Origin of the sequence: Neisseria wadsworthii 9715, assembly GCF_000227765.1 — a bacterium.
GTDB lineage: Bacteria > Pseudomonadota > Gammaproteobacteria > Burkholderiales > Neisseriaceae > Neisseria > Neisseria wadsworthii.
This window is the reverse complement of record NZ_JH165159.1, coordinates 2,080,787-2,093,409: the sequence shown is the minus strand read 5'-3', so window position 1 is coordinate 2,093,409 and position 12,623 is coordinate 2,080,787. Positions and strand designations below refer to the sequence as shown.

The window sequence follows — 12,623 nt, the reverse complement described above, 5'->3', positions numbered from 1 at the left end:
ATATAAGTAAATCAACTTAAAAAAGTCGAACGCTTAAATCATTAGCACATTTTGGCAACTGCGCCCGCCTCTCTTCGCTTATTTTGGCGAAGTAAAAAAGTGAGAGGCCGTGCGGCTAGAAAGCGCAATCTTAAAATAACGGGAATACCAACATCCAAGACGCGCGTTGCTATCCCAATTTTTAAGTTGATTGGCCATACAAAGTTTATGCCTGTCTGAAAACTTTTAGATGGGTGTAATTTTATAACTGTAAAGATTGTTTAAGTTGGTATAAGGTTTTATAATCCCGAACTCATAAAAAACACACAATTTTAGAGATGACAATGCAACACAAAATTTCCCGCCGCTACTTTTTACAGGGGTCGGCCGCCTTAACCGGTAGCCTGATGTTTAGCGCTTGCCAAAAAGAATACCGCGCGGCGCAGCCTGAAAATACAGCCAAAATTTACTATCCGCCCGCACTTAACGGTTTGCGTGGTGATCACGAAGGTAGTGAAACCGCTGCACACAGTATGGCCATGTTTGGCAAAAACTATACGCTGCCCGGTAAAGCGGTAGAACATTATGATTTGGTGGTCATCGGCGGCGGTATCAGCGGTCTTACTTCAGCCTATCTTTACCGTCAAAAACATCCCGAAGCCAAAGTGTTGGTGTTGGATAACCATGATGATTTTGGCGGCCACGCCAAGCGTAATGAGTTCAGCTATCAAGGCCGTACATTCATCACATATGGCGGAAGCGAATCGCTGGATTCACCGAAAACTACTTTTTCCAAGCAAGCGCATTCGCTTTTGGAAAGCTTGGGTGTGGACTATAAAAAATTCGAGCAATATTTCGACCGTGATTTATATGAGAAAAAGTGGCAGCTCAAACAAGGTGTGTTCTTTAGTCCTGAGGTATTCGGTAAGGCAGCAGTGGTGCCAAGCCTGCCTGAAACGGGTAAAGAAAATGCCGCAGAAATTATCCGCCGGTTTCCATTAGCTGAAGATGCCAAGCAGGCGTTAGTTGAGCTTTATACCAGTAAAACCAACTATTTAAAAGGTAAGAAAAAACGCCAACGCATCGAGTTTGCAGAAGAAACCAGTTATTATGATTTTCTGAAAGACACGGTAAAGCTGCCGGAGGGTGCGCTTAATTATTTGAAAGACATCAGTTCCGAATATTGGGGCCATCCCATCAGCGCTATTTCCGTAATTGAAGCATTGGAAGAAAATTATCCGGGCGTGCAAAACTTAGGTTTACCTGAAGAAGATGGAGAAGAAGAAAAAGAGCCGTATATTTATCATTTTCCCGATGGCAATGCTTCAATCGCCCGATTGCTGGTTCGTAAACTGATTCCCAGCATAGCCGCAGGCAATACGATGGAAGATATTGTGCTGGCCAAATTCGATTACAGCAAACTCGACCTTCCTGAAAATTCCACACGCATCCGCTTAAACAGCACTGCCTTGTTGGCTGAAAATAATGCCGAAGGCGTGGCGGTGGCTTATTTGAAACACGATGATCAGCAGCTTGTGCAAGTGCAGGCTAAGAAATGTATTTTTGCCGGACACAGCGCCTTGGCGGCCCGCATTATTCCTCAGATGCCGGAAGCGCAGAAAAAAACCGAATTGAGCTGCGTGAAAGTGCCGATGGTATATGCCAAAGTTTTGGTAAAAAACGCTCAAGCTTTTAAAAAGCTCGGCGTGTATTCGCTTTATGCCCCCAGTTCTCCCTATTGCCTGATACAGCTTGAAGATCCGGTTAATATCGGCGGTTATCAGGCACAGCAGAGCCCGGATGAACCAATGATTGTGCATGCCGTTCGGATTGCCACCGATTTCACCGGAGAAAATGTCCGCGAGCAATACCGTAATGGGCGCAGAAAATTGTTTGCACAAAGCTATGACGCGCTTAAAACGGAATTGTTAGGTCAATTGCGTCATCTATATGAATTGGCAGGGGAAAATTTCGATGAAATGTTGGTTGATGTAACCCTGAACCGCTGGGCGCACGGATATAGCTACGAACAGGCGGAGCTTGCCGATACGGAGCAATCTATGGAGCGTACTACACGCGCTATGCGCAAACCGGTAGGCAATATTTTTATGGCAGGTTGCGACATGGCATGGATGCCGTATCTGCAAAATGCAGTGGATGAAGCTTTCCGTGCAGTTAAAGAAGCGTCTGTTTAAATACGTTTTAACTGCTAAACCTATAATGCCTGTCTGAAAACTTTTCAGACAGGCATAAAATTTGTGGAAGACTGACTTCTGTGTGAACAATGATTATCAAAGGTATCAGCCGTTTTCTTTGTTGATAGCCTAGGGTTGGCTATATTGCAAGTATCGCGTTGTCAATTTTCTTGGCAAGTTCGGATTGACCAAAATGTTGCATAAAAATAGAAATAAAATTTCTTTTAAGTTACGTTAGGCTTTATGAGCTGTTATTTAATTCGGTTTCAACAAATAAATCAGCTGAAGCATCTGAAAAACGATGTCGATGTTGTTTACGCATTTCAAGTGATGAAAGAAATAAAATTACACTTCGGCAAGGAGTGATGTTTAAACCGCCTAAACCTATGTATAATCTGCATGATTAATGCGGTTTGTGCGTATGCCAAACTCGATAAAACCAAATCAAAGAGGGCATTATGTTAGTTTGCAATATTGATGAAATAATTATTCACGGTACAACCAGCAAAGGTAAAACTTTCCGTCCTAGCGATTGGTCGGAGCGCTTATGCGGCATTTTGTCTTCATTTGATAAAGGCAACAGGCTTTCTTATCATCAATGGGTTCGCCCTTTATTGGTGGATAATGTGCGTTGTGTTGCCGTACATAAAAATCTGGAAGAAATCAATCCGGCAATGTTCCGTTTTTTGATGGATTTTGCCGCCGATAATGATTTAAGGGTCATGAACTGCAATGCCCTGATTGACGAACGTGAAGATCAAGAAGGGGTTGCTGAGGAGCGGAAACCGGTAGAAACTGCAGCAAGCGCTGCTCTGGTGCCCGCTTCCGATACGGAAGTTATTGAAGGCCTGCGAGAAATTGAGCCGGCGGAAACTGCAACTGCGTTTGCGGCACTAAGTATTCTGCGCCCTATGCTGACAGATGTGAACCGTTTCGTCGAGCAAGTTAATACCCTGCAACGCCCCCAGGGCTATCGTTTGCTGGGTATTTTCGAAGAAGGAAAGAGCAGTGCGCTGGCTGTGTGCGGATTCCGTGTTTCTGTAAACTTAGTCAGCGGCACCTACATCCATATCGATGATGTGGTAACGATCCCCAGCAGTCGTGGCAAGGGTTATGCGGCGCGTTTATTGGCAGAAGTGGCTAAAATTGCCCGGCAAGAGGGGATTACTCAAATTCAGATTAATTCAACTGTTGGCCAAGACCGTACCGATGCCCGCCGTTTATATTTCCGTCACGGGTTTGACATTACCGGTCATCACTTTGTTTGTAAGGTTGAGGAATTCAAGGGATAGTGCAGTCTTGTATGCTCTTCAGTTTGATTCTTGCAGTATTTTATAAATTGTATACGGCTTGCGGAGATTGTGATTTAACGGCCATTGAGAATATATGAAACAATGCCTGTCTGAAAATTTTTCAGACAGGCATTGTTCTGTTAAACGACGGTATCAAAACAAATGTGAAGTGCCGTTATTTTCTGACTGGTAATTATCAGACGCAGGGGGAATAGCATTGAAATATGTTGGTTCCTGCTCTGTTTGAGGCGCCTGGGGTGCGCGTTCCGAAGCGGGCAGGGTGTCGGTGCCTGCGTCGATCTCAATTTCGCTGCCTTCAGGTAATACTTCGTCTTGTTGCGGTACGGGCTTCGGCGGAGGCGCTACGGATTTGCTCAATTCCCCATCGCCGTTTGTCCAAGCCAGTGATTTCAGTGAACTGGGTACTTTTCCGTTTTTCGAACCGCAAGTAATACAATTGAGCGCGCCGGTTTTATTTTTTAATACAAGAGTTAAGCGCTTGGTATGCACGGTTTTGCCATGGGTTTGAGCCCATTTCTTCACGCTGGTTTCCAAGGCTTTTGTATCTAAGTTGTTTTGGCGGTAAGGATCACGATAGGCTGCTAACCAAAGGTTGTTATTGGCATCGGCATTCAGTGAAGCCATTTGATAAATCACATCAACAGGCGTGCCGGTATTAATGGCTTGGGCAAATTCCAGTGCATCAGGCGATTTCATACGTACGCAACCATGGCTGCGCACCCCCGGAACACTTGCAGGTGCATTAGTGCCATGAATACCCAAGCCGAGTTTGGGGTCGCCCATGCGAACAAACACCGGCCCCAGCGGATTACTCGGCCCCGGAGGTATGGTAGTTTTACCGTCTTTCAATTCTTTTTGAATTGATTTCGGGATATGCCATGTCGGGTTATAAGCTTTGGCACCAATGAGATGGCGGCCCAAATTGGTTTGGGTGGCTGCTTTGCCTACGGCAACAGGGTACGCTTTGGTAAGTTCACCGTTGGTATAGAGAAACAGTCTTTGTTGAGGAATATTGATAAAAACGTGTTGGCCTTCCGAGTAAGGTTGAACGTCTGGCAGGGGTGTGTTGGCTGCTGCTACGCCGCTGAATATGGCAAGAAACAGACCTAATCCAGTTTTATTCATTGTGAATTATCTTTTTTAAGTGTATGTTGTGGTTGTTAAAATCAAAAGGAAATCATACCGCATTTTCAATGATTTTGTGAGAAAATATCAGATTTTATCAGTGTCGGCCGGAAGGTAGGCATATTAAGGTCATCAAAAATGCAGGGCAGTATACAAGGCAAGGCAAAAGTTTTTGCCGTAGATTATGAAGGACGGGGCGTTGCGCGTTCTGACGGCAAGACCGTTTTTATACAAGGTGCTTTGCCGGGAGAAGAAGTTGCTTTTCATGTGGCACGAAGCAAGAAAAGTTTTGATGAAGCAGATGTAACCCATATTTTTCATGCTTCGCCCGACCGCATAGAACCTGCGTGTCAGCATTTTGGTGTGTGCGGTGGTTGCGTATTGCAACATGCCTCGATAAAAGCGCAAGTGGCATACAAACAAAGGGTGATGGAAGAGCAGTTGCTGCGCATTGGAAAGGTAAAGCCGGAAAATATTTTGCCTCCGATTTATGGCAATCCTTGGGCTTATCGCCATCGTGCACGTTTAAGTGTGTCAAAAAACAAACAGAGCGGAGTGTCGCTCGGATTTCGTTCACGACGTAGTAATGAAGTAGTGAATTTGAACGAGTGCCCCGTTTTACCACCGCATGTAGAAGAAGTGTTGCCTCATTTGCGCACGTTATTAGGTAGCCTTCCTGATAATGTTGTTGTGGAGTATGTAGAATTTTCAGTCGGCAAACTGCTTACTGCCTTGAATATTCGTACAAACACATGCCTGTCTGAAAAAGACTTGGATAAGCTAAAGGTATTTTCAGACAGGCATTTACAAACCAAACACTTTGCTTGGCAAATTTGGCTGCAAACCAAACAAAGTCAAGCTAAGCCCTTTTATCCGGAAAATATGCCTGATTTGTTTTATGAAATACCTGAATTTGGCGTGCGGATGCCATTCAGGCCTGGTGATTTTACGCAAATTAATCAGGAATTAAATACATTGATGATTGAGCGGGCTGTTCGAATGCTTGAACCTAAGCCAGGAGAAAGGGTCGCAGATTTATTTTGCGGATTGGGCAATTTTACCTTGCCTATAGCCAAAAGCGGCGCACATGTTTTAGGTGTAGAAGGTGTGGATTATCTGGTGCAACGGGCACGCAAGAATGCCAAAATCAACGGTTGTGCAGAGAATACGCATTTTGAAACAGCAGATTTGTTTTCAATTACAGAAGCGGATATTCGAAAATGGGGTGAAATAGACAAAATGTTACTTGACCCACCGCGAAACGGAGCGTATGAAATTGTTAAAGCATTGTGTAAACCTTTTATGCCTAAGCGGATAGTGTATGTTTCCTGCAATCCTGCAACATTTGCTAGAGATGCTCATGTAATAATTGAAAAAGGCTATAAATTCAAAGAGGTAGGTATTATGAATATGTTTCCGCAGACAGCACATGTTGAGTCTATCGGTCTTTTTTTTAGATAATCGGTATTTTTAGGCGTAAAGAATTATTTGTGAAATGACTGATATAAGGAAGTCATGCTATTATCCACATCTGAGGAATTAACAGCCTATTGATGCCAATTTTATCTATTTAATTCGATAAATTAAGTATTTATAGGCTTACGTATATATCGGGAGAGTTTCTTGAATTACTCGCTGTTAATAGGATTATTGGGTGCGCTGGTAATTGTGGCCCTTTTTGTACGCTTAAAGCAAAACAAAAAGGGTGATAAAACGACAACTAAGCCTGCATTTAAACGTGCCCAGAATAATGAGGCAGAACAATCGTCTGGCGAATGGCTGGATATGGTCAGCCAAACTGTGGAAGAAACAGACGACCAAGATTGGGAGTGGGACACCGGAGGCATTGATCCCGGTGCTACTTCCGTTTCTGCAAAAGAAGTGGATCCATTGACCGAATATCAGGTTTATAAACAATTTGGATACGAAGATAAGGCAGCCGCATCTCTAGCGGGTTATCTTAATAAAATGGAAGGCAATGCTCCTGAAAAATTGGTGCATGAGCTGGCCAACTTAAGCCTGAGTACCGGAAATATAGATCTGTTGGCAACCACTCTGGACAGACATGCTGATATTTTGTCGAATGAGAGCCTTTCTGATTATGTTCGTGAAGGTTTGATGCAAGACTCAAACAATTTACCCTTGCGCGTGGTTGCGGAGGCGAAGTTGGGCTGGAGTATGCAGGAAGTAGCGCATCAAATCGGCGAGAAGACAGGCTTGGGAGGCGAAAATGTGGCAAGTACGAAAACTGCTCATCAGTCTGCTGCGCCCGGTTCAGTTGCACCGCAGAAACGGGCATCTAAACGCAGTGCGATTGTTGTAGCTAAAGGTACTCAAGAGCTGCGTGATTTGTCGAATGAAGAAATGAATGCGGTTATGGGTTTTGTAAAGCCTGAACGCAGCACCAAAATCCTTAAAAACCAAGTCGGCTATGAAACTGCACTTCAACAATATAATCGAGCTATTCAAAAATCGGAAAAACCGGCAGCACTTATCATTGATGCCTTGAAACTTGACTATCAACATAATGAAGTGGAGCAATTTGCCGGACACTTATGGAAACTCTATTATTCTTTAGGGCCTTATGGGCGACAAGTGAAAGAACGAATGTTAGGCTGGGGATATAGTCTGGGCCAACATGAGCTGTTTGATGACCTTGAAAAAGGACCTAATGAGCAGCAAATCCGGGAAATCGGATTAGCTAAAGGTTATTTGCAGCCTTCTAAGCGTCAGTTAAAGGCCCATTACCGTGATTTGGTGTTGGAGAATGATTCGGTAACCAGCACCAGCAATTCGCCTACGGACATGGTGATTAAAGAAGTTGAGTCTTTACTGATGTATGGGCAGTTGGAGCAAGCCATTGATACATTAGAACAGTCGGTTTTGCAGTATCCGGAAGAATCTCAACTTTATATTACTCTCTTCGATTTGTATGAGCGCTCTGAAGGTTGGGATCGTTTGGAGCAGTTTGTCAAACTGTTGAGAGATCGTGCATCAACTCTGCCGGAAGAAGCAGTATTGGCGATGAGTCGTTTGTTGCAACGTGTTAATGAAATTTCTAAATAACTATAAGAGTACCAACAATGGATAGTCTGTTACCGAAAGTTAAAACAGTACGGGTGATGCTGAAGGATTTTAGTGAACAACAAGAAGCTATTTTCCGCATGGCATTTAAAATGCACAATACGACTAATTATGAAATCGTCGGAGATGGTGCAGAGCATAAGCCGGATATGGTTTTAGTTGATGTTGATACACAACGCGGTATGTTGCCTTGGCATGAGTCACGTCAGCAATATAGTGATATTCCTGTAGTTATCTTTTCATCTGAAAAGCCAATGTTGACTGCGCCTTATCTCGCAAAACCTGTTAAATTCGATACATTGTTTCCAACTTTGCGTAGTTTGGTTCAAGGAGGTAGTGTTTATGAAGTCAAACCGGGTGATGATGCAGCGAAGCCGGCTGAGTCGAGCTCAAAGAATGAATATAGAAAAGCAACTATCAAACGTTTCAATCCTCAAAGTGGCCTTTTGGGCGCACTGAAAATGGCAAGCTCGCGCCAACAGGACACGGCTGTTCTAAATAATGGCAAGCCTGTTTTGATCGTGTTTCCAAGCATTCAGCGCGTTTTGCTAACCGTTAGTGCTGACGATTTGGAGCGCATGTGTAAAGATGATAATCTTGAGGTTGTGTGCAAAGCAGTTCCCGATAATCCTCAGTGGAAAGATAAAGCTAAAGTTACCATTATGTCGTGTATGTGGCAAATGGCTATTTGGACAGCGCAAGGTCGTTTAGTTTACCCTTTAACTCCGCAGACAGTTTTTACGTTGAAGCGGTGGCCTAATTTGACCCGCTTAGCACCTGTTCCTGAATCGATGAGGTTGTCAGCATTTTTAACTAAGACGTCGGTAAACTTGAATGTGCTGTATAAAGTGATGCCTTTGGATATGGCAGACATCCTTAATTATCTCGCCGCAACTTATGTTACTGGATTTTTAGCAACCGATAATGAGTTTGCTACGGAGAAAAGTGCTACACCAAATGCTGCTGTGGATGTGTCTTCCAGCATGAGCGTGAACAGTAATGAGATTACTGATAAGAAAATGTCTAGTGATGCCGAGCGTGCTGCGAGTGGTTCGAAAGAACAGCCGAGAGGCCTGTTGAATAGATTGATGCGCAAGCTGATTGGTAAGTGAGGAGTATATAAGTGATTGAAAATAAAATTATATTTACCGGCCCTGTTGGTGTGGGTAAGACTACTGCAATCAGTGCGTTATCTGACGATCCACCTGTGCAAACTGATGCCCGCGCTTCCGATATGACATTGGTGCGTAAAGGTTATACGACTGTTGCAATGGATTACGGTGTTATTCGTTTGGATGAAGAAACTAAAGTTCACCTTTATGGTACTCCTGGTCAGGAACGCTTTAATTTCATGTGGACGATTTTAAGTAAAGGGAGTATGGGATTGGTTCTTTTGCTAGACAATACACGAACTAATCCATTGAAAGATTTAAATTTCTTTTTAGAGGCGTTTAAAGATTTGCTTAAAACGGCACCTTTGGTAGTCGGTGTGACAAAAATGGATATCCGCTCTTTGCCGAGTATTGAAGTTTATCAAAAATATCTGGCTCAGAATAATTTTAATGTTCCTGTTTTTGAAATAGATGCCCGTCAGGAAGATGATGTAAAACAACTGGTTAGCGCTATGTTGTTCTCAATTGATCCGGGCTTAGAGGTGTAAGAATGGACACAACTCTTTCGTTACAAGCAAATTTATATCCGAGAATTACTCCCGCAGGTGCTTATTATGCTGTTTCTAATAATACGGTGAGTGCCAGTAGAACTTTGTTGCATGGCCTGTTAAAAGCCAATTCTGATGAATTGATTAGTACTGAAAAGCTTTTGGCATGGTCTGATACAAGTGATATTAATATCGCACTTAATTTATTATATCGCCTTCAGCGCTTAGAGTTTTTATATGGAGACGAATCGCCTACGGTTGATAACATCCACCTGACAGATGAACAGTTACCCGATTTGCTAGGAAAACTGTCAAATATCGGAAGAGCCTTATTGGCAGATCAAAATGGATTGTATTTTGCTAATGCGGGATTCCATCATGAAACTGCGGAAGAAGTTGGAATTTTAGCCAGTGAGGTAGTTGCTGTTGGTGAGCGCCATCAATTATTGTTGAAAAACAACTTAAATATCCATCATACGGCATGGGGTATTTGTGATCCTTCGGGTCAAACCGAGTTGACTTTATTTCCTTTGTATATTGGTCAAAGTAAGTTGATATTGGTGATTGGAGGTGTTCCTGATTTGAATCAAGAAGCTTTTGTTTCTTTAATCAAAGTATTGAGCAACCGTTAAGATTATGTACAAGCAGCCATTAATGAATGAAATAATTTATTGGCACTGTGGGAAAACTAAAACAAGCAAGCTGCTTATTATTCAATAAATTGGAAAAAATATGCGTGAACAACTTTTAATGTCAGTATTGAGCGATTTGAACGCTACTTCTGTGGATATTATTGCTTCTGCCGTTATCTCAACTGATGGCTTACCAATAGCAACTTTGATGCCTAAGACTTTGGATCAAGACAGGGTAGGTGCGATGTCAGCCACATTGTTGGCTTTGGGTAGCCACGCAGCTGGTGAATTGGCATGTGGTGAGTTGGATCAGGTAATGGTTAAAGGTAAAACCGGCTATATTTTATTGAACCAAGCAGGGTCGGATGCTGTTTTGACTTTAATGGCGAAAGAGAGTGGTAAGTTGGGTTTGATTTTACTTGATGCGAAGCGTGCAGCAAAACATATTGCTGATATTCTTTAAGTTAAACTTACCAAACCTACATATATAAAAAAAGCTTGTCCGATTTAGCGAATAAAAGCTATTTGCTAAAGCGGACAAACTTTTTCAGAGACAGCATACATAGGTAATACGAAACTAATTTTGTTGCTGCTTTAGCAGTTCACAAAATCATTCTCTTTGAGCTAAGGCGCAACAATGCAGCAGTATAAAGTTAAGTTGATTGATTTATATAATATACTGGAGCCATGGGTTTTTATAGGGGGCTGAAGTAGATTAGCAGTCATGATAGGCTGACAAAATGAAGATAACCCACTGTAAGCTAAAGAAGAGTCTGCAAAGAAAACTGCTTGAATATTTTGTATTGGCAGTAACCGCACGTTCTGCTGCCGATATCTTGGGTATTCAGCCCAATACGGCCTTCTCTTCTACCGCAAAATCCGTCTTGTTATCAGCCATCACTTGGTTTTGGAAACAGATCAGGTTTTTGAGGGCGTTATAGAATTGGATGAGAGCTATTTCGGCGGTAAGCGTACAGGAAAGCGCGGTAGGGGAGCCGTAAGTAAAGTGGTGGTTTTCGGTATCCTTAAACGTGGAGGCAAGGTTTATACGGTTCTCGTGAATAATGCTCAAAAAGAAAGCTTATTTCCTGTTATTACAAGGAAAATCACGCCTGACAGCGTAGTTTATACGGACTGCCTGAGCAGTTACGACGTGTTGGGTGTCAGCGGTTTTCACCATCACAGGATTAATCACAGTAAAAAGTTTGCCGACCGGCAAAACTATATCAACGGCATTGGGAATTTTTGGAATCAGGCGAAACGTGTCTTGCGCAAATACAACGGAATCGACCGAAAATCTTTTCCTCTGTTCTTGAAAGAATGTGAGTTTCGTTTTAAGTTCGGGACCAAAGCAGCAGTTAAAAACTCTACGGCTTTGGTGTGATATTTAGGGCTAATCTACTTCAGCCCCTTTTCTTTTTAACCGCTCGGCTGAACCAAAACTCAGCCTGTTTTTTTGTAGCAAATCTGTTAGCTTTTCTATATCCAGACGCTTTGCATCATCTGTAAGCACTAAGTAAAAAGCTGTTTTCTTTCTATTGGGTACAAATAAAGCTTTGGTTCGGACTCCTTCTTTGCCTTTGATAAAGCGATCGGCTTCTTCGGTTGTTAATGCAGGCGGATGCTGTACGACATTGTAATTAATCCCTATTTCTTTGAGGGATTGAAAAACATGATCAGCTAAGGCTCCCATGATTCCTCCTTGTTTTCTACGATATTTATTCGTTATTCCGAGTGTGATTATACTGTTACTGTTTTAGTTATTTTACTATTTGACTGCGGCGTTTTAGACATGTAATTGTCGTCCGTGTTTTTGATGCATGTATTAAACCAAGTCATTAGACTTTCTAAGTTAGCAGCTAATTCAGTGGCTTCATTATTCGTAAATTCTCTCCATTGTTGTAGATATTTTGAACTATTTAACAAAGTGAGTACAGGAATATCGGCGTATACCAAATCTAAAAATTCTTGAAAAAAACCTTTACCTGCTGCTTCCATTATGCCAAAGCGATTGATGATGGCTAGGTCGGGAGGATTTTCCAATAAAGACAGAAGTTCGCCTGCTGCATTGGCTAACCCTGCCGGATTCAGTCTGCAAGATTCGGAATCATTCCCTAAGTTTTGAAATATGGGATAGAGAATGCCGCTTTCTATCCCACGGATGCATTTGTCTTTTTTACCATCTCTGCGTGTATATTCAGTAGCGGTTAGCCCGCCTATCCGGAATCCTTGAGATTGCAAACGGGTAATAAAGGTTTCTAGAATAGTTTGAGCGGTGGTGCTGTTTGAACCATGTATGATAGCTGCGAGTTTTATGTTCATTTTAGATATTTTGAGGTAATCATTGCACTTCTCTTATAAAGCAGCTATCTAAAGATGTCTATTGTGCCAATGGATTATGGATGAATAGTTTTGTAATAACTTATTGTTACATCTGGTCACATCACCTTTAGATTTGTTGTCGTGGGATAACCAAAACACGGCAACAAGGAGAGTTTGCTTTTGCCAAGCACAGTTTAGAGTGTTTGGGTAATTACTGGGTGGAAGCCCAGCAACCCGATTACTGTATGCTGAAAACTTCACTATATTTTGTGCTGGGTTGAGCAAAGCTTACTTTAATGTAGAAAGAATGCCT

The 12,623-nt window shown here is 42.5% G+C and carries 11 protein-coding genes and 1 pseudogene; 9 read left to right on the top strand and 3 right to left on the bottom strand.

The genetic code is table 11. The features are described 5' to 3' along the window. Positions 1-323 precede the first annotated feature (323 nt). Positions 324-2,174 carry an NAD(P)-binding protein gene (locus HMPREF9370_RS09730; RefSeq protein ID WP_040667645.1) on the top strand — a complete coding sequence of 617 codons (1,851 nt, stop codon included), beginning with the start codon at positions 324-326 and terminating at the stop codon, positions 2,172-2,174. A 458-nt stretch (positions 2,175-2,632) separates the two neighbouring features. Next, a complete protein-coding gene (locus HMPREF9370_RS09725) occupies positions 2,633-3,466 on the top strand; it encodes a GNAT family N-acetyltransferase (protein WP_009117315.1) in 834 nt (277 codons plus the stop codon). Between the two features lie 153 nt (positions 3,467-3,619). On the opposite strand, the gene HMPREF9370_RS09720 is transcribed toward HMPREF9370_RS09725, so the two are convergent. After that, a complete protein-coding gene (locus HMPREF9370_RS09720) occupies positions 3,620-4,612 on the bottom strand; it encodes a L,D-transpeptidase (protein WP_009117314.1) in 993 nt (330 codons plus the stop codon). Between the two features lie 138 nt (positions 4,613-4,750). Between HMPREF9370_RS09720 and rlmD the strand changes: the two genes are divergently transcribed. The 7 genes and pseudogenes from rlmD (at position 4,751) to HMPREF9370_RS09685 (ending at position 11,379) form a co-directional block, all read left to right on the top strand. Beyond that, on the top strand, positions 4,751-6,073 hold the full coding sequence (gene rlmD, locus HMPREF9370_RS09715; RefSeq protein WP_009117313.1) for a 23S rRNA (uracil(1939)-C(5))-methyltransferase RlmD: 1,323 nt from the start codon (positions 4,751-4,753) through the stop codon (positions 6,071-6,073). A gap of 162 nt (positions 6,074-6,235) precedes the next feature. Further along, a complete protein-coding gene (locus HMPREF9370_RS09710; protein WP_174262998.1) occupies positions 6,236-7,678 on the top strand; it encodes a 23S rRNA methyltransferase in 1,443 nt (480 codons plus the stop codon). Between the two features lie 17 nt (positions 7,679-7,695). Continuing rightward, positions 7,696-8,808, top strand: a complete 1,113-nt coding sequence (locus tag HMPREF9370_RS09705) for a response regulator (protein WP_009117311.1) — start codon at positions 7,696-7,698, stop codon at positions 8,806-8,808. 11 nt (positions 8,809-8,819) lie between these two features. Next, positions 8,820-9,356, top strand: a complete 537-nt coding sequence (locus HMPREF9370_RS09700; RefSeq protein WP_009117310.1) for a GTP-binding protein — start codon at positions 8,820-8,822, stop codon at positions 9,354-9,356. A 2-nt stretch (positions 9,357-9,358) separates the two neighbouring features. Next, entirely contained in the window at positions 9,359-9,988 is a 630-nt protein-coding gene (locus tag HMPREF9370_RS09695; RefSeq protein ID WP_009117309.1) for a hypothetical protein, read from the top strand. A gap of 100 nt (positions 9,989-10,088) precedes the next feature. Further along, a complete protein-coding gene (locus HMPREF9370_RS09690) occupies positions 10,089-10,451 on the top strand; it encodes a roadblock/LC7 domain-containing protein (RefSeq protein ID WP_009117308.1) in 363 nt (120 codons plus the stop codon). A gap of 277 nt (positions 10,452-10,728) precedes the next feature. Further along, positions 10,729-11,379 (top strand): annotated as a pseudogene (locus HMPREF9370_RS09685) (IS1595 family transposase). Between the two features lie 2 nt (positions 11,380-11,381). On the opposite strand, the gene HMPREF9370_RS09680 reads toward HMPREF9370_RS09685, so the two are convergent. Continuing rightward, positions 11,382-11,681, bottom strand: coding sequence for a YbaK/EbsC family protein (locus HMPREF9370_RS09680; protein WP_009117306.1), 300 nt, complete (start codon positions 11,679-11,681; stop codon positions 11,382-11,384). A gap of 47 nt (positions 11,682-11,728) precedes the next feature. After that, entirely contained in the window at positions 11,729-12,310 is a 582-nt protein-coding gene (locus HMPREF9370_RS09675; protein ID WP_009117305.1) for a DUF2478 domain-containing protein, read from the bottom strand. Positions 12,311-12,623: the final 313 nt, after the last annotated feature.